The sequence below is a fragment of the Vibrio sp. SCSIO 43132 genome, assembly GCF_019904195.1.
GTDB lineage: Bacteria > Pseudomonadota > Gammaproteobacteria > Enterobacterales > Vibrionaceae > Vibrio > Vibrio nigripulchritudo.
On sequence record NZ_CP063199.1, the window covers coordinates 2,224,785 to 2,249,951 of the forward strand.

At 45.9% G+C, this 25,167-nt stretch carries 11 protein-coding genes; 4 read left to right on the forward strand and 7 right to left on the reverse strand.

The genetic code is table 11. From position 1 onward, the window contains the following. Positions 1-468: 468 nt before the first annotated feature. A complete protein-coding gene (locus INR79_RS10040; protein WP_223093960.1) occupies positions 469-13,020 on the reverse strand; it encodes a VCBS domain-containing protein in 12,552 nt (4,183 codons plus the stop codon). Between the two features lie 409 nt (positions 13,021-13,429). On the opposite strand from INR79_RS10040, the gene INR79_RS10045 reads away from it, so the two are divergent. From INR79_RS10045 to INR79_RS10060, 4 genes are all read left to right on the forward strand, one after another. Further along, the gene (locus INR79_RS10045; protein WP_038124861.1) at positions 13,430-14,722 is read left to right on the forward strand and encodes a TolC family outer membrane protein; all 1,293 of its coding nucleotides are present in this window, start codon (positions 13,430-13,432) and stop codon (positions 14,720-14,722) included. 11 nt (positions 14,723-14,733) lie between these two features. Continuing rightward, positions 14,734-15,351, forward strand: coding sequence for an OmpA family protein (locus INR79_RS10050; RefSeq protein ID WP_004405830.1), 618 nt, complete (start codon positions 14,734-14,736; stop codon positions 15,349-15,351). Positions 15,352-15,482: 131 nt separating this feature from the next. After that, positions 15,483-15,836, forward strand: coding sequence for a DUF2750 domain-containing protein (locus tag INR79_RS10055; RefSeq protein ID WP_004405831.1), 354 nt, complete (start codon positions 15,483-15,485; stop codon positions 15,834-15,836). Positions 15,837-16,092: 256 nt separating this feature from the next. Next, complete coding sequence (locus INR79_RS10060) at positions 16,093-18,063, forward strand: GGDEF domain-containing protein (protein ID WP_022599859.1); 1,971 nt, start codon at positions 16,093-16,095, stop codon at positions 18,061-18,063. Here INR79_RS10060 and queC read toward each other — a convergent pair. From queC to INR79_RS10090, 6 genes are all read right to left on the reverse strand, one after another. Then, positions 18,017-18,718 carry a 7-cyano-7-deazaguanine synthase QueC gene (gene queC, locus INR79_RS10065; protein ID WP_223093962.1) on the reverse strand — a complete coding sequence of 234 codons (702 nt, stop codon included), beginning with the start codon at positions 18,716-18,718 and terminating at the stop codon, positions 18,017-18,019. The genes INR79_RS10060 and queC overlap by 47 nt on opposite strands. 14 nt (positions 18,719-18,732) lie before the next feature. Then, positions 18,733-19,383 (reverse strand): 7-carboxy-7-deazaguanine synthase QueE, encoded by a 651-nt coding sequence (gene queE / locus INR79_RS10070; protein WP_038143663.1) that lies wholly within the window; start codon positions 19,381-19,383, stop codon positions 18,733-18,735. Between the two features lie 255 nt (positions 19,384-19,638). Next, positions 19,639-21,096 (reverse strand): bifunctional NUDIX hydrolase/phosphatase PAP2 family protein, encoded by a 1,458-nt coding sequence (locus tag INR79_RS10075; RefSeq protein ID WP_223093964.1) that lies wholly within the window; start codon positions 21,094-21,096, stop codon positions 19,639-19,641. Positions 21,097-21,140: 44 nt separating this feature from the next. After that, positions 21,141-21,620 carry a GNAT family N-acetyltransferase gene (locus INR79_RS10080; protein WP_064669382.1) on the reverse strand — a complete coding sequence of 160 codons (480 nt, stop codon included), beginning with the start codon at positions 21,618-21,620 and terminating at the stop codon, positions 21,141-21,143. 148 nt (positions 21,621-21,768) lie between these two features. Next, on the reverse strand, positions 21,769-23,655 hold the full coding sequence (locus tag INR79_RS10085; RefSeq protein ID WP_223093966.1) for a propionyl-CoA synthetase: 1,887 nt from the start codon (positions 23,653-23,655) through the stop codon (positions 21,769-21,771). Positions 23,656-23,707: 52 nt separating this feature from the next. After that, complete coding sequence (locus INR79_RS10090) at positions 23,708-25,159, reverse strand: bifunctional 2-methylcitrate dehydratase/aconitate hydratase (protein WP_223093968.1); 1,452 nt, start codon at positions 25,157-25,159, stop codon at positions 23,708-23,710. Between the last annotated feature and the right edge of the window lie 8 nt (positions 25,160-25,167).

A 25,167-nucleotide genomic window follows, 5' to 3' on the forward strand; every position in this document is an offset into this window, starting at 1 on the left:
AAACTCTTAATAGAGCTAACTCATTATTTCTTATTAGGATTTCTATTAACATCTTTTAATAATCGATTAATAAGAATATTTATCTGTAACCACGCATTACTAATCTTTTTCAGGAGTATTTTGTCTGCTCTCTTTCCAAATTTTTATTCAACCTGATAATTAAGGCTGAGGATCTTGAGATCATAAAACGATCAATTTTCTAATACTTAAAGCATTAGAAAAGAACTAAAAAATGAATTTATAAACAATCCATAAAGAAGGTATATTTTTGTTGGATGCCAGATAAATTAGTGCAGGTTTCAGGTTCGAAATAGTGAGTAACTGAAAGGGTTTCAATTACAGAGCAAACGTTTACGAGATGCATTTACAGCTTAATTTGGTTATCTCAATTGCAACCAAAAACGCAAGACTCAGCATGTAAAAACCAAGTCTTGCGCTTTTGCTATTTAAGGGGAATGAGTTTATTTATCAGTCCCATTTAAATGCATTGTTATTCATCAGTTCATTGACGATATCACTGGAAGTAGATGTCATCGATAAACCGTAGTCGGCAGCGTTACCAATTACGACGTCGATCGCTTGTGACATGCCACTTTCAGGTGTAACAACCAGTTCTAGTGTAGAACTGTCTGAAGATACTGTGGCGGAGATATGCCCCAGCAAAGAAGACAGACTGTTGCCATCGACAGTATCTGGAAGGATGTCTCTTAAATCGAGTTTGTCACCTCCCGACAGTTCAAAGTCGGTAATTTGATCGTGACTGGCTGCACTGTCAGTTTCACCCTTGTACCAAATGAACAAGTCGTTGCCTGCACCACCTGTAAGGATGTCATTCCCACTGCCACCAGCGATCAAGTCATCGCCGCCGTCACCGTCTAATATGTCATTACCTGATAACCCAAACAGACTATCAGCAGAGCTATCACCACTAATGGTATTGGCATTACTATCACCGATGTTGTCGCTCAATATCAGGCTTCCATTGTCCAACAAGCGCTCGATCTGTTCTTCCGGTGACAAACTGCCCGGAGAGGCATGAGACAACAGACTGCCTAAGCCAATACCTTCTAATTCGATGGTCTGAATGGTTCCAGAGCCATTACTCACATTCAAGTAAGTATTTCCGGAAGATTCAGAAAGTGACAGATTTGAAGTCAGATCACTCAATCCAGAAACATTGTCAGCAGCCACAATTGCGCTTAAATCAAGTCTGTCATTACTCACATCAAACTCTCGGATAATGTCGTGCCCTGCCGGAGTGCCCAGAGAACCGGGCTGCCAAACAAAGGTATCTTGCGACGCCACTGCACTTCCTTTTGGATCCCCGTAGAAGATTTCATCGTCATCCGTTGCAATGAGAATGTCATTTCCAGTCGTAGGAGTGCCATCAAATAGCGAACCGTTAACCGTTACGGTTACCGTTTCAGTAGAAACAGCGCCGTGACTGTCTTCTACTTCAATGGTGAATGTTTCCGTCTTAGTGACGCCCGCCACCAAGTCTGCCGTATCTGGCTTACTCTCATCGATGCTGTAAGTCCATTGCCCGGACTGGTCGATGCTTAAGTTGCCATAAGTACCACTTGGGTTAGAAACCGACCAAGTCAGTGATGTGTTATTGGTATCTGGGTCAGTGGCGGTCAAACTACCAGTTGCAGATGCTGTGAAGCCAAGCGTTGTCGTTCCTGCTACCACAACTGCCGTAACCTGAGGTGCATCATTTCGACCTGAAACGGTAATGGTTACATCCTGCTCTTTTGTCCCACCCTGACCATCAGAAACCATAACGGTAAAGACTTCGTCTTCTGTCTGTCCCTGTCCAAGCGCGTTACTGCCTGCAAGTGAATTGTTAATGCTGTATTCCCACTCACCTGTCGACGTATTCAAACTCAGTTCGCCGTATTTTCCGGTATCAGAACCAACGATAGACCAGCTATGAGTATCCGACAGGTCTTTATCCGACACATTCAGGTCGCCCGTTACCGATGCGGTTGCGTCTTGTGAAATGGAATCGGAAGTATCGCCAGTAATACTTGGGGTATCGTTTGAGCCAGTAACATCAATCGTCACCGTTTTGGTCACCGTATCCGTGCCATCAAACACAGAGATTTGGAAGGTATCCTGCTCAGTTTGACCAGCCGCCAGATTCTGAACCGCATCCGAGGCGTTATTCAATGTGTAAGTCCAAACACCATTCGCATCTACCGAAATGCTGCCATACGTTCCGACATCGCTGCCTGACACGCTCCATGTGTGAGTGTCATTTTCATCAATATCAGATACATCCAAATCTCCCGTCGCGGCGCTTGTTCCGTCTTCTGCAGTTGCTCCAGTAACAGGACCAGTAACGACAGGAAGATCGTTGGTACCTTTTACTGTAATAGTGACAGTCTGCGTATCACTGACATCATGCTGATCAGAGACTTTTATCTGATACTGAATTTCAATCTCTTCACCTGCTCCCAATTTCTGGATGTCTGCATGACTGTTTTCGAGATTGAAGGTCCATTCACCATTTTGATCAACGTCCATACTGCCATAAGGAGAATTGTCGTTGAGTACTTCCCACGTATGGGTGTCTGGAGAATCCAACATATCCGGGTCGCCAGACTGCAGTTGCCCAGTCACAGTCCTTGTTGACTCTTCCTGCGCCTCTGCGTCCGTATCGGTTGCAAGATTGCCAAAAATGGAAGGCGCATCATTTTCACCGTTGATGGTGATATTTACCGTTATGGTATCCGTACCACCGAACTTATCTGTAACCGTAATCTCTGCCGTATCGGTGATTGAAGAACCTTTACCAAGGCTGTTTACGGTTGCGTTGTTACTGTCAACGACGTACTCCCAGGCACCTGTAGATGGGTTCACACTCAAAGTACCGTAAGAAGCAACCGTCGTTACGCTGTAAGTCGCGGTATCATTATCGTCGACATCTGCTGTCACCAACTGACCGGTTGCCGTTGTAACCGCCGTTTCTGCAACCACGCCCGTTGAATCACCGGAAACAACAGGATCATCATTAGTACCAGTAATGGTGACTGTGACTGTTTCTCTGGTGGTCACGCCAAAGCTATCGACCGCAGTAACAATAAAGGACTCAGTAATAGAACTGTCTGGAGACAGCTCTTCGATATGAGGCTGACCGTCGAACAAGTTGTATGTCCAGTTACCATCTGCATCGATTTCAAACTTACCGTAGGTTCCTTGCAGTGCGTTCGCACCTTCTTTGGCGATAAAGCTCGCACTATCATCGGTATTCGCTTCTACCGCATTCAGCTTGCCAGACGCTGCTATACCACTGTCTTCTTCGGCTGTACCTGTCGTTGCTCCCGTAATAACTGGAGCATCGTTCGAACCAGTAATCGTGATAGTGACGGTATCGGTAGATTCGAGTCCGTTGTCATCTTTAACAATGACGTCAAAAGTCTCTGTTAGAGTTTCTGTTTGACCTAGATTCTTAACCGTGTTGTTACTGCTATCTAACTGGTATTCATACTCACCCGTTGTTGGGTTAAGAATCAGCTTACCGTAAGTGCCTTCCTCTTCATTTGAAGCGGTTTCATTTGGTAGACGCCAAGTGTGTGTATCACCAACATCTGGGTCTCCAGGATTCAAATCACCGGTAATTTTTCCATCAGAATCACTGTTCGCAATGCTGTTGGTTAACTCACCCGTAATATTTGGCGCATCGTTAGTACCGGTTATGTCAATTTCGACCTGAAGCTTGATGGGGTTTCCACTTGCATCAACCGTCGTTTTACCATACTGATCAACAACCACTACTTCGAATGTTTCTGTAAGCTTCGCACCTTCTTTCAGTTGGTTAACTGTAGGGTTAGCGCTGTTAAGGTTGTATGTCCAGTTACCGGAAGAGTCCAGAGTTAATGTACCAAACTGACCTACACCACTTGGCAGATGCCAGGTACCCGTTCCGAGACCAGCTGGGGTAGTGAGCGTTCCGGAATCGGTAGTAACGGCATCTTCTTTAACAACAGCCGTTTCAATAACCGGATTAGAAACTTCGACATGATCAGCACTACCAACAACATCAATGGTGATGGTCTGCGTATCTGAATCGTTTGCTTCGCCAGAAGAATCCGTCACCTTAACTGTGAATGTTTCCTGCACCGTCTCACCCGGTTTGAGGTTTTGAACCGCAGGATCATTGTTGTTAAGTACATAATGCCACTTGCCTGTAGCCGGATTGAGCTCAAGCGTACCATACGTGCCTTCCAACTTATTATCTGGTTCTGCTGTACCGCCCGAATTAATCAAACTCCATGTGTGACTGTCTCCGGTATCAGGATCAGTCACCGTCAGTTGTCCAGATTCTGCAGTTAGCGAATCCTCCGTAACTGAACCTGTAATGTCTCCACCAATATCAGGCTGATCATTCGTTGGGCTGCCACCTCCGCCAACTGGTGGGAAGTTTGAACCTTGAACATTGATGACAATAGCGAACTTTTCTGACACACCGCCATCAAGATCTTCTGCCCTGACATAAAACGTATCCGTTGCCGTGTCGTTCGGACCAGGCATCGATTTGGTGCTGTCTATCGTGTAGACCCATTCGCCTGTTGTCCCGTCGATGCTTAGGACACCGTATGTGCCATCACCACTTTCAACCGTCCAGGCTTTCACATCATCCAGTGAGTCTACATCCGTCGCCAGTACCATACCCTTTGCGGTTTCAGACTTAGTAACGGTTACCGTTCCGGCGTTATCACCAAAGACTTCTGGAATATCATTCGTTCCTTTAACCGTAATTGCCAGGTCCTTGCTGACAATGGCGCCAAACTCGTCTTCACCAAGAATGGTGAAGGTTTCCACGTAAGTTTCTCCCTCACGCAATCCCTGAACCTGTGGCGAGTCATTATTGATGAGATACTCCCAGTTACCTGCCGCATCAATGGTGAGTGTGCCTAGATTGCCTGCAAAGGTAGAGGAAACAATTTTTGCGGAATCGACGGTATCGGTATCCGAACCACTAGCAACGTCTTTATCGATGTCGGTTATATTCAGTGCTCCGGTTAACGAAACACTTGAACCCGTGCCAGTATCTTCTTTATAGGTTGCTTCTGTATCACCTGAAATCACAGGTTCGTCGTTTGTACCAGCAATCGTAATAGTGAGCGGTTTGGAGACCATTTCACCTGCGTCATCTTTAACAAACACGGTAAATGTCTCTGTCAGGCTGGTTGTCGGAGACAATTCCTGAATCGCTGGTGAGTTTGGATCTTTAAGGGTATAGGTCCACTGCCCTGTTGACGAGTCGACAACAAGGTTGCCGTAGGTACCTTCTCCGGCAGGATGTGCACCAGAGATACCGAATTCAGCTCCATCATCTTTATCTGGATCACCAGAATTCAATTGACCAGATACGGAGCTTGCACCATCTTCCGTTACGGTTTTGGAAAGTGCGCTTCCATTAAGCGTTGGTGCATCATTGGTACCCTCAATGGTAATGACAACCTGGGATTCACTCTGCTGACCGAAGCTGTCGGTCGCACGAACAGTGAAGGTATCCGTTGTTGTATCGCCTTCATCAAGTTCATTTACCACGTTTGAACCATCATTGAGGGTGAAGGTCCATTTTCCATCGCTGTCTATAGACAATGTGCCATAGGTGCCACTTGGATCAACCACCATCCATGTGTGTGAGTCGTCACCATCTGGATCGCCAGAACCCAGCGTTCCTGTTGTGGTATTCGGTGTGGTAGGTGTAGATGTACCAGCGAGTTCTTTTATGTCGCCAGTATCATCACCAACAATACTTGGGTCTGAGTTTGTACCCACGACATTAATGACAATTTCTTTGGTTGCTGTACCACCATTGCCATCATCGACTTCGATGGTAAATTTGTCCTGAGCAACCTCACCAGCATCCAGCGCCTGCGTCGCAGGTTTTCCTGAATCCAGAACATACGTCCATTTCCCAGTATTAGGGTCTACCGAGAGTGAACCATAAGTGCCCGTTGGCGCAGTCACCGACCAAGTGTGGGTATCGGATGTGTCCACATCTAGTGCTGCCAACTGACCGTCTGTCTCTAATTGACCTGCCGTTGCTTCAATCACGGTCCCAGAAACTTTACCGGTTATTTCCGGGTCATCGTTATTACCTTTAATGGTGATGACTAAGTTCTTCTCTGTTTTCTCACCATGACTGTCGGTTACGGTGACGCGATAGGTATCAGTCAGCGTTTCGCCCACCGCCAGTGCCTGCACCTGACTATTGGTATTGGTCAGATCGTAGCTCCAACTGCCGTCAGAATTTACCGTTAGCTCACCAAACAAGCCTTGAGGGTTGAGCACTGCAAAGGTGTGAGAATCGTCCGCATCCGGATCGCCATCCAACAACTGACCTGTGGTCGTGGTTTGAGTATCCTCTGTTACCTCTCCCGCTAAATCGCCATCCAGTGCTGGAATGTCGTTGGTCCCTTCGATTGTGATGACCACTTTCTTGGTAGTTGATGCTCCGTGGTTATCAGTCACTTTTACCCAGTATTCTTCGCGAATTCTGTCTCCTTCATCCAGATCATCGGCTTTATCGTTATCCAGAGTGAAGGTCCATTTTCCGTTCGCATCGAGAACAAATGTCCCCAGGCTATCTGGATGATACTGAGTGACCTCCCATTGATGGGTATCCGTTTTATCCACATCACTAGGTTTCAACTGTTTAGAAACCGAAAGCGTGCCATCCTCAGTAACGGTGCCAACGCGGGAACCGCCCAAACGCGGTACATCATTGGTTCCCGTCACTTCAATGGTAATCAGTTTGCTGTCTGTTCCGCCCTGACCATCGCTAACCGTGACGGTAAAGAAATCATGGGCTTTCTGACCTTCTGCCAGTTGCTGAACACGCTTACTGCTGTTGTTAAGGGTGTATGTCCAGTCACCATTAGCATCAATAGAAATGGAGCCGTATTTGCCCACACCACCATTACTCATGGTCCAGCTATGAACATCATTCAGGTCGACATCGGCAACGTCCATCGAGCCGGTCGCTGTCAACGTAGTATCTTCTTTCAACTGACCTAACTGTGTACCAGATATGGAAGGCTGGTCATTATCACCTTTGATAGTGATAACAACGTCTTGCGTTACAATTCCGTTGTAATCATCTTCTATCTGAACCGTAAAGGTATGCGTGACTTCCTGCCCTTCAGACAAAGTTTGTGCTGCGGAGTTATCGAGCACAAACTCCCATTCACCGGTGTCTTTGTCTATTGAGAACGAACCGTAAGTCTGAGTATCACTACCAAGCAAAGTAAACGCAGCGTTGTCCGGTACATCTGGATCCTGTATTGCTAACGTGCCCGTTGCATTTTGTTTGGCGGCATTATCTTCTTCTACATCGCCAGTTGTTCCGCCTGTTACAGACGGCAGATCATTGCTACCAACCACTGAAATTTCGATGGTTTTAGAAACGGTTCCACCTTTGCCATCACTCAAGGTCACGGTAAAAGTTTCAGTTTCTTTCTGATTCTCGTGCAAGCTGTTTGATTTAACCGCATCCAAGACGTACTGCCAGTTACCATCATTATCTATGGTCAGGTTTCCGTATGTACCTGTTCCACCACCCGATACAACCCAGGTATGAGTGTCCAATGTGTCGACATCATCAAACGTAATAGCACCGGAAGCCGTGGTTTGAGAATCTTCAATCACGGTATCAGCGAACTTGCCGCCCGTGACCGCTGGATCATCATTGGTTCCCGTTACAGTGACTGTCACTTCCTGAGTATCTGTCGCTGAACCATCACTGACTTGAACGGTAAAGGTTTCAGTCACAGTTTGCCCTTCGGCAAGCGACTGAACGGCACTCAGTGAGTTATTGATTTGATATGTCCACTGACCAGTGCCTGAATCTATCGAGAAGCTGCCGTAAGTCGGAGAGCCTGTCGTAACGTCTGTCCACACCATATCTTGGTTTGGATCGGTGTCGTTGTCTGGATCGGTAGCGACCAGTGTTCCTGTAGCAGTTGCACTCGCAGCAACGTCCTCTTTGACGGTGCCAGAAACCCCCGTGGTTTCATCTATCACCGGACCATCGTTAGTACCTTCAATTACCACAGTAACAGTGGTAGGTGTACCATCTTCGGTTGTGACGTTGTAAGTTTCTTCTACTTTGTCGCCAACGTTTAATTCATCAAAGGCTTTGCTCGCAACAAACGTCCAGACACCATTGGCATTAATTGAGAATGTACCTATGGTTCCGTTAGTTGTGGACGCATTGAAGCGGTTGTCTGTGCCATCAACATCCGTGCTGGTCAGAGTACCGCCAGTAGTGAGCGCTGCATCTGTCTCTTGTAACGTTTTGGTCGCGCTATCTACAACGGCTGCATCGTTTGTCCCCGTTACTTTGATGGTAAGAGTGGTGGTTGCGGTTCCACCTGCTTCATCGGTTACGGTTACAGGTACTACTATTTCAAGCACTTGTCCCGCAGGAAGATAGTCATAGCTAGAGGCATCAAATGTATAGCTACCATCCGAATTAAAAGTTAGCCCGGTCGCAGTGCTGGTCGTATTGAATGTCAGTGACTCCCCTGCAGGCAAATCGACATCAGTTGCTGTCATTTGACCACTGATTGAAGCGTCTTCCTGAACATCAACCACTTTAGCGTCAGCAACCGGATCATCATTTGTCCCGGTTATGGTAATGGTGAGCATGCCTGTATTACTTACGGCAGACTGCTCATCCGTCGCGGTGTAAGGAACCTGAATGACCAGAGTCTCCCCTTCAGACAGCGAATCATAACTGGAAGCATCGAAGCTGTATGAACCATCTGAATTGAACGTCAGCCCAGTTGCTGTAGATGTTGTCGCGTAATTCAGAGAAGAACCTGGTGGAAGGTCGACATCTGTCGCCGTCACATTGCCAGTAATGCTCGCATCTTCATCCACGCCAACAGACGCGTTTTGAGCAACTGGTGCATCGTTGGTGCCCGTGATGGTAATGACGACTTCCTGGGTATCGGTTACCATTCCGTCACTCACCTGAACAGTAAAGGTTTCAGTCACCGACTGACCTTCAGACAAGGCTTGAACTGCTGGTAGCGTATTATCTATCTGGAACGTCCATTCGCCAGTTCCCGAATCGATAACGAAATTGCCGTATTGAGAAAGATTGGTTGTAATGTCAGACCACGTGAGATCCGTATTTGGTGCCGTATCATTATCTGGGTCAGTGGCAACAAGCTGACCTGTTGCTACACTACTACCCGCCGTATCTTCTGCAACGCTGCCCGTCACACTGATGGTCGAATCAATTACAGGGGCATCGTTCTGGCCGACGATACCTACGGTGACATCAACGATGGTTACACCACCATCCTCATCAGTGACTTTCACCTGGTACGTTTCGAACAGTTTTTGCCCTTCTTTAAGGTAGTCTGCGGCACCTGGAGTCAGCTCATAAGTCCACACACCTTCACTGTTGATGACAAACGTACCTACAGCACCAGGGACAGAACCGACGACTTCAAAAGTATGGTTGTCATTATCCAAGTCTTGCACAACAAGATTTTTGACAATTTGTGTCGTCTCATCTTCACTAATCCAGCCACCCAGTCTCTCTTCCACCACCGGAAGATCATTCGTCCCCTGAATCGTGATTTCGACCGTGCTGGTTGCCCCATCGGTAGTAGTGACCGGGTAAGTAAATGTCGCCTCTTCGCCGACTCGTAAATGGTCGAAAGTGCCGCTTGCTGTAAATGTCCAGTTGCCATTTTCATCAATGGTGAACGTTCCGAGTGAATTAGTAACGGAACTCGCGACAAAACTGTTGTCTGGTCCATCTACATCTGTACTGGTTAGAGTACCGGAAGATGTAAGAACGCTGTCTGTTTCGACAAGCGTAACAGAATCGGAAGAAACGATAGCGGCATCATTCTGACCAACGATACCAACCGTGACATCAACAATCGTCACGCCACCGTCTTCGTCAGTGACTTTCACCTGATAGGTTTCAAAGAGCTTTTGACCTTCTTTTAAGTAATCCGCCGCCCCCGGAGTTAGCTCGTATGTCCACACGCCATCGCTATTGATAGCAAAAGTACCGACGACCGTTGCTGGCGTTCCTACTACTTCAAAGGTGTGCTTGTCATTATCGAGGTCCTGAACAACGAGGTTTTTAACGAGTTGCCCAGAATCATCTTCAAGAATCCAGCCTCCCAATCGTTCTTCCACAACAGGAAGATCGTTCGTACCCTGAATGATGATTTCAACCGAGCTGGTTGCGCCGTCGGTAGTTTCAACCGGGTAAGTGAAAGAAAGCTCTTCTCCCACTCGCAAGCTGTCAAAGGTCTCACTAGCCGTAAACGTCCAGTTACCGTTTTCATCAATCGTAAACGTACCAAGAGAATTGGTTATGGAGTTGGCAACAAAGCTGTTATCTGGTCCATCTACATCTGTACTGGTTAATGTACCTGACGTAGTAAGTACGCTGTCTGTTTCAACCAAAGTGCGAACATCTGAAGAAACAACAGCGGCGTCATTTTGACCTACGATACCGACCGTTACATCAACAATCGTTACGCCGCCATCTTCATCGGTCACTTTCACTTTATAAGTTTCGAAAAGCTTCTGACCTTCTTTCAGATAATCAGCTTTACCTGGTGTCAGTTCAAACGTCCAGACGCCATCCGAGTTAATTTTGAATACGCCAACACTGTCTGCCGGGTCAATTCCGCCGACAACTTCAAAGGTATGATTGTCATTATCAAGGTCTTGAACAATGAGGTTTTTAACGAGTTGCCCAGCATCATCTTCAAGGATCCAGCCCCCTAAACGCTCTTCAACAACAGGAAGGTCATTCGTGCCTTGAATGGTGATAGTCACCGAGCTTTCCGTACCATCCGCAGTGGTAACTGGGTAGGTAAATGTTTTTTCTTCACCAACTCTTAGATGATCAAACGTGCTGCTTGCTGTAAACGTCCAGTTTCCGTTTTCATCAATGGTGAATGTGCCAAGGTCATTGGTAATACTGTTGGCGACAAAGCTATTGTCTGGTCCATCAACATCTGTACTAGTCAAAGTGCCAGAGGAAGTTAATACACTATCGGTCTCGACTAAGGTTACCGAATCGGAGGACACCACTGAAGCGTCGTTAGTACCAACGATGCCAACCGTAACCTCAACAATGATTTCACCACCGTCTTCGTCAGTAACTTTCACCAGATAGGTTTCAAATAGCTTCTGCCCTTCTTTTAAGTAATCAGCTTTACCCGGAGTCAGTTCAAACGTCCAGACGCCATCTGAGTTAATTTTGAATACGCCGACGCTGTCAGCAGGGTCAATTCCACCCACCACTTCAAAATCGTGATTCGTGTTGTCTGGATCCTGAACAACTAAGTTCTTTACAATTGGTGTAGTCTCATCTTCTTGAATCCAACCTCCTAACCGCTCTTCAACAACAGGAAGGTCATTTGTACCCTGAATAGTTATTGTAACCGTGGTTTCTGTTCCATCTGTGGTGGTTACCGGGTAAATGAAACTTGCTTCTTCGCCCTGGCGAAGATGATCAAACGCGCCATTTGATGAAAACGTCCAATTACCATTGGCATCAATAGTAAAAGTACCAAAATCATTAGTAATGGTGTTGGCGGTAAAGCTATTGTCTGGACCGTCAACGTCAGTACTGGTCAATGTGCCAGAGGAGGTAAGGACGCTGTTTGTTTCAGTCAGAGTACGAGTATCTGCCGACACAACAGACGCATCATTAGTACCCACGATGGTAATGGTCAATATTGTTGTATCGGTTCCGCCAGCTTCATCGGTTACGGTTACTACGACAGGAATTTGTTGTGTTTGCCCTTCCTGAAGGTAATCGTAACTGCTGGCATCAAAGGTATAAGAACCATCAGTATTGAAGGTCAACCCTTCAATTGTGTCAGTAATAGAGAAGTTTAAAACGCTGCCCGCAGGAAGGTCGATATCAGTAGCGTCCATTTGCCCTGAGAAGGTTTCATCTTCATTCACTGAGAAAGATTCAGCCTGAGCGACAGGCGCATCGTTAGTACCCGTGATGGTTATGGTTAGCGTACCGCTACCTGTTGCTCCCTGATTGTCAGTCGCGGTGTAAGGCACCGTGATGACGAGGATTTGACCTTCAGACAATGAGTCATAGCTGGAAGCATCAAACGTGTAAGTACCGTCGCTGTTAAACGTGAGTCCAGTCGCTGTCGATGTAGTCGCGTATGTCAGTGTAGAACCAGCAGGTAGATCGGCATCTGTTGCCAAAACCTGTCCAGAAATGCTGGTATCTTCATCAAGAGCTGCGCTGCTGTTCTGAGCGACGGGAGACTGATTTACTGCCGCGATCTGCAGAAGATTAAGAAGTGAAAGACTTTGAGTTTCGGATAACCCTTGACTGGCTAAACCAGAGGTGTCAAAAGACGTAGCCGCAAGCACTTGCGTGCCAGTACGTTCGATTTCCCCAGACGTCCCAATAGATGAACCCGCTGCGCCTCCACCGGCTGCAGGTGCCAATTCTTCAATCTGAGTCGGGTCAGCCCCTGCCTCTAACGCGGCGAAAATCTGATCTATCTCAGGGTCGGTGTCCAATGTGCGCAATTCACCGCTTTCATCCAGTATCGCTGTATCTGGTAAATCGCTCTCGGAAAACAGTAAATAACCCTGTTCATCTTCAAGTACCACTTCACCAGGTAACAACACTGTGTTAGCAGGAACAATTTTGATGTTGCCCGCAATATCAATAATTATAATTTTTTCTTGCGTTGGTGTTTCTACACCCGCTGCGGTGGCAAACTCCACAAGTAAAGTAGGGTCTTCACCCGCCTCTATTGAGGACAATATCTGGTCTATATCGGTAGATAATTCGGGCTCTCCCTCTTTCGCAGGAAGCTCAGCCAAAACCACTTCATCATCAATAGTTACAAATACTTCGCCAGGTAAAAGTGAATAATCTTCGGAGACAGTTTTTAAATTCCCCTCTACATCTATCACTATTACTTTACCCAGTGCAGACAAGCCTGCAGAAAATAAAGACGAAAAAGAAGCCATATTCCCTACTCCCAAAGAAGTAAAAACACTACGAATTTCTATCCAATATCGCAGTATTAAATTAACAAGTGGAAGGTTAAGAATTAGAGCAATATAATTTCGTAAAAGGCTTAAAAATTCAAACTGATAATATTGCTTCTAAGTGTCTCAACCTATAATATTCGACCCTTTTAAGTATATGTATTTATTGATAGTTATCTGTTTCAAAAATGAGAACAAGCGAATATAAGTGTTTGTCTGTGAAAACATTCAATGGCTTATGATTAATAAATATCGCAATATATAGCTCACCCAATAATTTGTATTTTGCATGCATCTCAAAAATGAGACTATAATTGGGATAATATATAAACATATCAAGAATTAACACGACTGGAGAGGTAAAGTGAAAGGACGTTATATAGGTGCCATTGGCTGTTTGCTTGCTGGTTCTTTAGCCACAAGTGTCTATGCTCAAACGCTGGAGCAAGCCGTGGCCATTACGCTCGCCACCAACCCAGAATTAAAGAGTGCATTCAACGATTACATGAGTTATCGAAAAGATAACGAAGCGGCAAGCGGTGCATATCTTCCAAAAGTTGATCTAGACGCTGGAATTGGTTTTGAACATGTAAACCCAGCTCCGGTAAATAGCGAAACAACTGACCTGACGAGAAAAGAAGCAACTATAACTTTTACTCAGCTTATTTGGGATGGTTCAGCCACACTTAATAATATAGATAGAACAGCTGCTGAAGCTGAATCCATGAGACTGCAATTATTAGCCAGTGCTCAGGATAAAGCGCTTGAAGTTGCTCAGATTTATCTAGAAGCCGTTAAGTCTGAAGAAATTCTGGCACTTTCTGAAAGCAATCTCGCTGTTCACAAAAAGATCTATAAAGACATCAAGCGTAGAGCCGAGTCTGGTATTGGTTCTGTAGCGGATGTTTCTCAGGTTGAAGCGCGTATTGCTAAAGCACACGGCAACTTGCTCGCAGCACAGAACAATATCTTTGATGCGCACACTCAGTTCACCCGCTTAGTAGGACAGACTCCGCAGGGTCTTATTTTCCCAAGAGCGGATGAAACGTCCATTCCACTGACCTTTGCAGAAGCATTGGATAATGCATACGGTGATCACCCTGTTATTCGCATTGCGGTAGCAGACGTTGAAGCCGCGCGTTTCCAGTATGACCAATCAAAAGGTGTGAACTACCCTACATTCTCTTTCGAGGCATCCGGCACATGGCGTGAAGATGCTGGGGGTGTACGTGGTCAGGCAGATGAAGCAACTGCAATGCTTCGTATGCGTTACAACCTGTATAACGGCGGCTCCGACAGTGCCAACTCTGAGCGCGCTGCCTACCAGTTAAATAAGTCAAAAGATCTCCGTGACAGAACTTTTCGCACCATTAAAGAAAGCCTCCAGCTTTCCTGGAGTGCACTGGATCTGACCTTGCAACAGAAAGAATTCTTGGCAGACCACGTTGACTCCGCTGCGGAAACGGTTATTGCTTATGAAAAGCAATACCGAATTGGTAAACGTACTCTTCTTGATTTACTCAACACCGAGAACGAATTGTTTGAAGCCCGTAAAGCATACATTGATGCACACTATGCAGAGCAATTGGCTAAATATCGTGTCATGAATGCTTCCGGAAACCTGCTTGACTCTCTTCTGGTTGAAGTACCAGACGAGTGGAAAGAATCTGTAGAATATTAAGGTTGGAATGAATGAAGTATCTAGCAATAGCGTGTTCAGCTCTGCTTACACTATCTTGGCACGCTTCCGCCAATCAGAGCGATGACGAATACGATTATATTGACGTACCAAAGTCTGACCAAATTGCTGATTTAAGTGATGATGACTACGATGGCGTAGTGAACGCCCGTGACCTGTGTACTGGTACACCTCGTGGCGCTAGCGTAGACAATGATGGGTGTGAAACCTACATTGAGTCGGAAGATAAAAAGCAGCTAAAAGTCTTGTTTGCCAACGACTCAGATGAAATCACACCAGCCTTTATTACCCAGATTCGCACCATGGCTGAGTTTTTGGATGCTTACCCTGAAACTTCAATTGAGCTACAGGGATTTGCCAGTAAAACAGGTAACGCAGAACACAATTTGGATCTTTCTAAGCGCAGAGCGAAAGCCGTTCGAGAGGCTTTGATCAGCTATGGAGTGAGCCACACACGAATTAAAACCATCGGTTTTGGTGATTCGGTATTAGATGACTTGGGTGAAAGCCAGGTTAGCCATGCACTCAACCGCCGCGTAGTCGCGACTGTTGTGGGGTACAAAGGCTCAGTCATCAACGAGTGGAACATTTTCACTACTAAGAAAAAGTAAATTCAAACGCTCAGACCTCAAAGCCAGCCTCCATAGAGTCTGGCTTTTTTATTTCTGTCTTATTTACCGTGTAAAATCCCTTCTGAAATGCTACCCTTTGCCGCAATTATCACTTGTATTGGAAAATCCCGATGACAAAACTGACTTCAGATATCGAGTCTAACCTAAATCTGTTCATTGAAGAGACAAAACAAACCAAGCTGGTTTGGGGTCTGAAAAATGAAGATGGATGGCTGGCTTGTGATTCAACAGAGTTTGAAAACAGCGAAGTAATGCCATTCTGGTCATCTAAAGAAGATGCTGAACTTCATAACGTTGAAGAGTGGGCAGATTTTGAGGTACTGGAAATTCCACTCGATATTTTTGCTGAAGACTGGCTGCTTACTTTAGCAGAAGATGGTGTTTTAGTTGGTACAAACTGGAATGCCACCTTAGAAGGTAAGGAAATGGAACCTTCAGATTTGGCAAAATTGTACGTTAAATGACAATACAATTAAAATAAGTACTTCTGGCTCGGAAATTAATTTTCCGAGCTTTTTATTTTTCTGAAACCAATCTAGTTTCACAAAGTGAAACTGTATTTATATATATTCAAACCTATAATTTTCGGCTCACCTCAACTATTTGCCCATTCTTTTGCACAATTATCATTTTCTGTTTCAAAAGGTGACATTTGCACTACCACCATTATGCGATGAACGTAAAATGGCGCAGTCAATTTATACTCACTCGGGAGCATAAGTGAGAAAACTCACGCTACTTTCAGGCATCATCGCATTAGTCCTTTCCACCTCTTCATTTGCTTTTGATCGTGAAGCCTGGAACGCACTGTATTCTAAAAAACTTCAGAGTGATGAACATGCTGCACTTATGATGCTTCAAGAGCGTTATATCATCCTGCCCGACAACGCTGAAAAGCTTTATATATCAACACAAATCCACCGTTTTTATACGCTTAGAAAACAACCCTATTACAGTGAATTACCCGATACACCAACAAGTTATGATAAGTTTCAGCACACCTTAGTTGCCGCACTGAATGATGAAGTAAAGCACGACAATAAAGCGGCATATGCCAAGTATAAAAACCTCATTAACCAGACTAAAGTCACCCACGATTATCAAAGTCGCGCCCTAATTGAGTACCGCCTTTGTCTGCTCCTTAGCCGCATGGGTGAACATCATAGCGCCAAGTTTTATTGCTCTTCGATTTCCGCTCACCTTGAGCAATTAACGGACCCTTTTATTCCTTTAAGGGATGCCTACCGTCTGTTAGCCAATAACTATGCCCATTTAGGTGACTACAAAGTCGCGTTGGAAACGTATTTCAAAATCATTTCTAACTCCAAGGACTACCACGATAATTCAGGCAACTACAACGACATCGGCAATCTGCTGTCTGATATGGGCAGGTACGAAGAATCGGAAACCTACTTACTCAAATCTCTGGAATTGCGCAGTGAACCAAATACTCTGCCACTTGCCCGGGCCCAGATCTTACATAGCTTAGGCAGCTTATACCTTAAAGCTAAGCAGCTAGACAAAGCCGAGCAACACTATCAAGAGTCTCTGCAAATCCTCAAAAAGCTGGATCACCAGTACGGCATGGCACTCACCTATATTGGTCTTGGGCAACTGAATACCGAACTGGGGCATCACGACCTCAGCAACGCCTACTTGCACCAAGCGATGGATATGGCTGAAGACCAAAACAATCTAGAGATGAAAATCAGCATCGCGTTAAGTCTGGCGAATGAATATCTGACTCGTGAAGTGTATAACGTAGCCATTGAGTACGCTGAAACGGCAACTGAATTGGCCAAAATAGACGAGCTGCCTAAATACGAAGCCGACTCGCTACAACTGCTGTCGGAAATTCAGGAGACAACAGGTAACTACTCGCAAGCGTTAGAGAGTTACAAACGTTTTCATGAGTTGGAAATACAAAAGCGCGACCGAGAAAACCAAAATGCGTTTGAAGCGCTGGATTTAAGTAAAAGCAAGCTTGAAGAAGAACTGGAAAACTCAAAACTGGTGTTGAAAAACACAGAGCAACAGCATCAGTTGGAGTCTTTAACTCAGCGCGATCTAATGAACCGAATGTTTATGGTGGTGTTGTTTTTGATCATTGGCGGGATACTGTATGCAAACAAACGAACCCGTCAAACCGCGGAAAAGGACTCGTTAACACACACTTACAATCGACTAACGATTCTAGAAAAAATCCGCCGGCAACCACAAAGTTCCTCTCCAGATTTAAAGCATGTATTAGTGCTATTCGATCTCGACCATTTCAAGGACATCAATGACAACTATGGTCACCCTACCGGAGACATCGCGCTAAAACATGTAGCAAAAACCATCTCGTCTCAGCTAGGTGAAAGAGACAGTATCGGTCGAATCGGTGGTGAAGAATTTATGGTGCTTCTTACCGATGTTCCCGAAGAACAAGTGTGGGTAAAAGTAGAAAAAATGCGGGATTTGATTGAGTCTAAAACCTTTATGTCGGAAGACCATCAGACTCTGAATTTAACCGCGAGCTTCTCTTACCTGTCTACATCAGAAAAGCTCAGCGACTTTGATGTGCTCTATTCAATTTTGGATCAGGCACTGTATCAGGCAAAACTCAATGGCAGAAACTGCATTGTTGATGCTTACACTGACCCTATTGATGCGATACGCCATTCTGCTTCGACACCAACGACTGCATAACACTGTCTTTGTTGTCGAGGTATTCATTTAAACCTGCTGCACGCAAGTCGCAAGATGGACAATCTCCACAACCATCACCAATCACGCCGTTGTAGCAGGTTAAAGTATGTTGGCGAACCAGATCCAATGCGTCGTATTGGTCTGCCAGTGCCCAGGTTTCCGCTTTGTTCAACCACATCAGAGGGGTTTTGATCTCAAGCGCTTTATCCATTCCAGACACTAAGGCTTTGTTCATCGCTTTCACAAATTCGTCGCGGCAATCCGGGTAGCCTGAAAAATCGGTTTCGCACACTCCAGTGATCACTGTTTCAGCACCGATTTGATAAGCGTAAATACCGGCAAGAGTCAGGAATAAAATGTTACGCCCAGGAACAAAAGAGTTTGGCAAGCCATTCTCTTGTAATTCGTGGGAAACAGGAATGTCGTCTCGCGTTAGTGAGCTGATAGCCAGTTCATTCAAAAGCCCGACGTCCATGACTTTGTGCGCGGCAATTTTCAGATCTTTAGCAAGTTGCTCCGCCACTTCGATTTCAAGCTTATGACGCTGACCATAATCAAACGTAATTGCATGAACTTCATCAAAATCTTTGATCGCCTGAACCAAACACGTTGTCGAATCTTGTCCACCGCTGAATACTACGACTGCTTTTTTCATGATAAATCCTCGGTTTAAGCGATATTCAAATATTTATGAGTCTGAACAGACAGGCGCCAGTTACGAGCGATGCAGGTATCGATACAAAGCTTAGTTGCTCTTGGCTTCTGGCTGATTGGCTGCAACGCAATGGTGGTTTCATCCGACACATCGGCGCTGGCAATCAATTCATCTAGCTGATCGATGTCTTTCTGAGTACCAACCGGATGCTTGATCTCGTTCGCTCTTTCAAGAGCAGATACCAAAACAGGCAGCTTGCCTTTCATGGCAATTTTAGGGGAAACCGTCACCCAAGTGGAATCAGTGGCTTTAACTTCGAAGGTTCCGCTGGTTTCGATTTGACATTGGCAGCCAATATCCTCAAATGCCTTTGTAAGTGCAACAAGGTCATAAACGCAGGGTTCGCCACCAGTGATGACGATGTTTTTGGCGGTATAGCCGTGTTTTTGATACTGCTCAACGATGTCGCCAGCAGAGACAAAACACCAGGTAGGTGAGTCTGCCGTTTTAATCATGATGTCGCCAATGGGGACCTGATCTTGTTCTTCTGCTTCCCAGGTTTGCTTGGTGTCACACCACGCACAACCGACTGGGCATTCTTGCAAACGGACAAATACAGATGGCACTCCGGTGAAGGTGCCCTCCCCCTGAATGGTTTCAAACATTTCGTTGATTTTATACTGGCTATTCAACACGACAATACTTCTTTTTGATTGAGTTTTAATTACTAGTCTCGCAAAGCAGACTAGACAAGCTGGTTAGGCAAATTTGCCCTTCTCATACAGCGAACTGCCGGATTATACGCACTTCTAACGAACATGCCAGCCTTTGTAAAAATACCGACCAACCGACAAAAAAATAGAGCCCAAATGGGCTCTATTTATAGGGTCTATAACGATTTCTGTTTATTTCTAGCCTAACTATTTCTTCTCTGTTTGATCTTTCCCTTCACGAAGTTGGGTAATCGCGAATATCAAAACCAATACCGGGTAGCGAGACGCCTCCAGTACTAAAGCGATGATTGAGCTGTAATTCAGGAATGTTTTCACAACGCTGTAAAGTAAGTTGGCAAACATCAATATGAAAATGACGGTTACGATATGTTTAACGCTGCGATGTCTGGACTCCACTTTTGGCTTGAGGAACGTAAACACAGAAGCAATTGCGATGGATGTGGCAAACCAATACGCAAAATCCGGTCTTGGCCACAATGTACCCAAAACAGCGATAATGACTACGGCAACCCACCAAACGGAGGCACTACTTAGGATCTCACCGGTATGTACTTCGTCTTTTTTATCCAGTCTGTTGAAATGCCAAACCGCCATTCCCCCTAACGCCATCCCTGCCAGAACGTCGGTGAAGTACTGAGCACCCAGATAAACGGTCGATAAACCATGAAACAGGACGAGCACCACAATCGTTGGCAAATAGCGCCTGACCATTTCAATTGGGTATTCACGGGTTGCATGCAGATAAAACAGCCCCAGTACAGTGACCATCAGTGCGCTCGTCATGCTCGGCATTCCAAAGCCAAAGGTGTCACCCAACATAAGCTCCGGCATAAAGGCATGAGGTCTCGCAAAACCAACACCGACCTGAGCAACCAGCGCTAACACCGCCACACTCACCACGGCGAACAAAAGCTCAGCGCCAAAGTAACGACCAAATACCATAAATGCTGCCGGAATCAGTACGATCAGCATCCAGGGGCTGGCAAGAATGTCCCCAACGTAGAAGAAGGAATGAATGTACGGCAACAACGCAGTCGAAGCACTCAATACCCCCTCTTGCAGGGCTTTAATATAACGAATTTCTTTCTGATGAAACGGAATCGCAGCTTCTACAATGTCATCGATGTACGCCACTTTTTGTCTTGCGGCTTTTTCGGAATAGTATTGAAGTGCATCGATTTGAGACGGGTAACGGTAATTCGCCTTATTGACCTCTGCGATGTGTGCCAATACAACCTGTTTGGTTTCTATTCCGTAGTGAGGAGCAAACCATGCCGGAACAATATTGTGACCACCTTCGTCTTTGTGGTTGAAAGCCACCACAGGGGAATCAGACACACAATCGTACAATGCCGCATTCCCTAAAACACCCAGTTTACCTATCGCCGTAACAACCAGCCCGGATTCTTCCCAGGCTTCTCGCTCAGCAGCTTTGGCTGGGTCTTCCCCTTCCTCAACATGACCTCCGGGAATGGAAAGCTGACCTGTGATAGCCTCGCGAACCATAACAATTTTTCCGTCATGGCTGGCAATTAAGCAAAGTGCCCCTTTGTACTTAGGTGGTGTTTCAGAGGAAGCATGGGTAAAGCTGGCGAAAAAAGATAAAACAAGCGCCAAATAAGAAAAGAGATGACGAGGTGTCACGATGAGCAATCCCTGTGATTAGTTTGAAATATGGGTTAAATTTTTTAAATCAGAGGCTTACGCATCCAATGAATATGATGATTCAAGCCCAGTTTGTTATAAAAGTTTAAAGCAGCTTCATTAAAGTGCCAGACCTCAACAAACATTTGCTTCACTCCACACTCTTTAAATGCTGTTTCGAGACGTTCGAACAGCATCTGAGCCACTCCGGTTTTTCTGTGTTCGGGAGTAACAAAGATTTCGTCAATACTGCCCATGGTTACAGGCTTCATGATTGACGACTGCAACTCACAAAAGTGGCCAGATACAAAGCCCACAAGCGATTGTTCGCTGTCCTCCGCCACATAAACAAAGCACTCAGGATCATCGATATACCGAGAGATACTTTTCTCTTGTTCAACCTCTTCCGGTGATTTGAATAAATCGGGGGTCTCACGATGATGGTAGTCGTGTAATTGGTACATGAATTTGTTGAGTGCTTCCAAGTCTTCAACTTGGGCAGCGCGAATACGATAAGTGCTCATAAGTTTATGGAAATAAAGCGTATGTTTAGGGTCTGTTGACTTTGTAAGTATATACATAAGACACAACAAGGTGCAGTGCCAAAATGGAATTTCTTGTTTCACAGACACTAACAAATGAAAACGCGCCAATTGGCGCGTCTGTGTTGGGTTATTTTTTAGCTGGGTGAATCACCCTTTCCAGTTCGTTCAAACTGGTTGGGTCGTCAATCGTAGATGGCACGGTATACTGCTCTCCATCAGCGATTTGACGAATGACCCGCCTCAAAATTTTACCTGATCGGGTTTTGGGTAATCTGTCGACAACCAATGCATTTTTGAAACACGCTACCGCCCCAATTTCCTCACGAACTTTACCAACGAGTTCGGTTTGAATATTCTCATCTGAAATGGCGACACCGTCTTTAAGCACCACAAAGCCAAGCGGGGTTTGCCCTTTCAAATCGTCGTGAACTCCAACTACGGCGCATTCCGCCACAGCAGGGTGCCCGCCAACTACTTCCTCCATCTCACCAGTAGACAGGCGATGACCCGCGACATTAATTACGTCATCCACTCTGCCCATAATGAAGAGATAACCGTCTTCGTCTAGGTAACCTCCATCACCAGACACATAATAGCCTTCAAACTGCGACAGATAGCCACTTTCAAACCTGTCGTGATTTCGCCAGATAGTTGGTAAGCAACTGGGAGGCAGTGGGCGTTTTATCGCAACATACCCTTGTTGGTTTGGCGCTTTCTGGTCACCAAGCTCATCCAAAATCGATACTTGATATCCCGGCATCGGCTTTGTCGCACTGCCGTGTTTCACCTTAAGCATTTCTATACCGGTTGGATTACCCGCAATCGCCCAACCCGTTTCAGTCTGCCACCAGTGGTCAATCACTGGTTTTAAGGTGCAATTCTCGACCCAAGCTTGCGTCGGAGGATCAAGCCTTTCACCTGCCATAAATATGCTTTGAAGCTTGCTTAAATCGTAAAGCTTAACGTGGTTGCCATCTGGATCTTCTTTCTTAATCGCTCGAAACGCCGTTGGTGCAGAAAACAACACATTCACTTTATACTCTTCACACACTCGCCAGAATGCACCGGGATCAGGTGTTTTGATGGGCTTTCCTTCAAACAAAACCGTTGTACAACCGTGAATCAACGGGGCGTACACAATGTAAGAATGACCAACAACCCAACCCACATCTGACGCTGCCCAAAACACACCGTCTTGGCTCAGGTTATACACGCAAGACATGGAGTACTTCATTGCAACCGCGTGACCGCCATTATCCCGAACAACACCTTTGGGTTTTCCCGTTGTTCCTGAGGTATAGAGGATATAAAGCGGATCGGTCGATTTTAGTGATACGCAATCGGTATTTGGCGCACTCTCTTGCTCACTTTGCCATTCCCTATCTCTTTCATGGGAGAGATTAGCTACACATTCCGGACGCTGATACACAATCACCGACGAGGGCTTCCAGCGGCTGTCCATAATGGCTTTATCAACGATGGGTTTGTACGCCAGTACTTTGTTCACTTCAATCCCGCAGGATGCCGTCAGCACTACTCTTGGTTCAGCGTCTTCAATTCTTACCGCCAGTTCGTTTGGGGCGAATCCACCAAACACCACCGAATGAATGGCACCAATTCTGGCGCAAGCCAACATTGCCATCGCGGCTTGGGGGATCATTGGCATGTAAATCACCACCCGATCACCTTTGCCTACTCCATGTTTTACCAACATACCTGCAACGTGTGACACCTCTTTATGGAGTTCACTGTAGGTGTACGCCTGTTTGGTTTTGGTGGCCGGAGAGTCATAGATCAATGCTGTTTTATCGCCATTCCCCTGCTCAATGTGGTAATCCAACGCCAGCCAACAGGTGTTTATTTCACCGTCTGCAAACCAGCGATCGATTCCGTGCTCATCTTTGCTAAGGATTTGATCAGGGAATCGAAACCAATCGAGATTTTGCGCTTGTTTCTTCCAAAACGCTTCGGGTTCATTACACGCAAATTGGTATTCTTTTTCGTAGGTAGACATCCGTTCTTCCTCCGAGAAGAAATGTGGGGTCTCTATTGACCCCACATTTCGGTTAGTTAATGGCAAACAAGCTCATGAATTCATGTACGGGCATGCTTTCGAGTGCTTGTTGGTCTTTACATAGGTCAAAGATTTGCTGCGAACGACCAGCCGGGAAGCGAGTTTGCAGATTGCGTAGGAACTTCTGCTCCAATACTGGAATCCCTTCTTCGCGGCGTCGGCGGTGACCAATTGGGTATTCAATTTCTATCTTGTCGGTGGACGAACCGTCTTCAAAAAACACCTGAATCGCATTAGCGATAGAACGCTTGTCCGACTCCAGATATTCACGGCTGTAACGAGAGTCTTCGATGATCATCATTTTCTCACGCAGCGTATCAATACGGGGGTCGCCATGATGGAAACTGTCTTCGTAATGTTCTGCAACCAAGTCGCCGTAAAGCAGTGGCACCGCAATCATGTATTGTAAACAGTGGTCACGGTCAGCTGGATTCGCTAAGTTGCCTGATTTAGAAATAATGCGAATCGCAGACTCATGCGTGGTCACCTCAATTCTCGCAATCTGATCCACTTTGTCTTTGACTTCGTTATGAAGTGCTACGGCACATTCCACCGCAGTTTGAGAATGGAATTCTGCGGGGAATGAAATCTTGAACAGAATGTTTTCCATCACGTAGCTACTGAATGGCTGGCTGACTTTGAACGACTCGCCATTAAACAGCACATCGTAATAACCCCACTTAGGCGCAGTTAAGACAGAAGGCAGACCCATTTCGCCTTTCATGGTGATCATCGCAAGGCGAACAGCGCGAGAAGTCGCGTCACCCGCTGCCCAGGATTTTCGCGAGCCAGCATTCGGTGCGTGACGATAAGTACGAAGTGCACAACCGTCTACCCAAGCCTGAGACACCGCATCAATGATTTGTTCTTTGCTGCCACCCAGCATTTTGGTAACCACAGCTGTTGAAGCAACACGTACCAATAGGACATGGTCCAAGCCCACTCGGTTGTAGGAATTTTCAAGAGCCAGCACACCCTGAATTTCATGAGCTTTGATCATCGCAGTAAGCACATCTTTCATGGTCAACGGTGCTTTACCTTCCGCCACTGCGCTTCGGCTCAGATAATCTGCTGTAGCTAAAATACCGCCAAGGTTATCTGATGGATGCCCCCATTCTGCTGCCAGCCACGTATCGTTAAAATCTAACCAGCGGATGATGCAGCCGATATTGAACGCAGCAGTGATTGGATCGAGTTCATGAGACGTGCCCGGTACTCGTGCACCATGCCGAACCGTAGTGCCTGGAACAATCGGACCGAGATGCTTGGTACATTCTGGGAAACGAAGCGCCAGCAAACCACACCCCAGAGTATCCATCAGACAGTTTCGCGCCGTGTTGTACGCTTCTTCGGATTGAATGTCAGTGTTACTCACGTATTCTGCGACTTCCACCAGAAGATCATCGGGTGCCGGGCGTTCGTTAATCTCTACGTTTTGTGTCATTTCTTTTT

Coding starts and splice junctions, on each gene's coding strand:
- queC (WP_223093962.1), bottom strand. CDS start 18,718: ATGAAAAAAGCAGTCGTAGTATTCAGCGGTGGACAAGATTCGACAACG.
- INR79_RS10055 (WP_004405831.1), top strand. CDS start 15,483: ATGACAAAACTGACTTCAGATATCGAGTCTAACCTAAATCTGTTCATT.
- queE (WP_038143663.1), bottom strand. CDS start 19,383: ATGTTTGAAACCATTCAGGGGGAGGGCACCTTCACCGGAGTGCCATCT.
- INR79_RS10090 (WP_223093968.1), bottom strand. CDS start 25,159: ATGACACAAAACGTAGAGATTAACGAACGCCCGGCACCCGATGATCTT.
- INR79_RS10085 (WP_223093966.1), bottom strand. CDS start 23,655: ATGTCTACCTACGAAAAAGAATACCAATTTGCGTGTAATGAACCCGAA.
- INR79_RS10040 (WP_223093960.1), bottom strand. CDS start 13,020: ATGGCTTCTTTTTCGTCTTTATTTTCTGCAGGCTTGTCTGCACTGGGT.
- INR79_RS10080 (WP_064669382.1), bottom strand. CDS start 21,620: ATGAGCACTTATCGTATTCGCGCTGCCCAAGTTGAAGACTTGGAAGCA.
- INR79_RS10050 (WP_004405830.1), top strand. CDS start 14,734: ATGAAGTATCTAGCAATAGCGTGTTCAGCTCTGCTTACACTATCTTGG.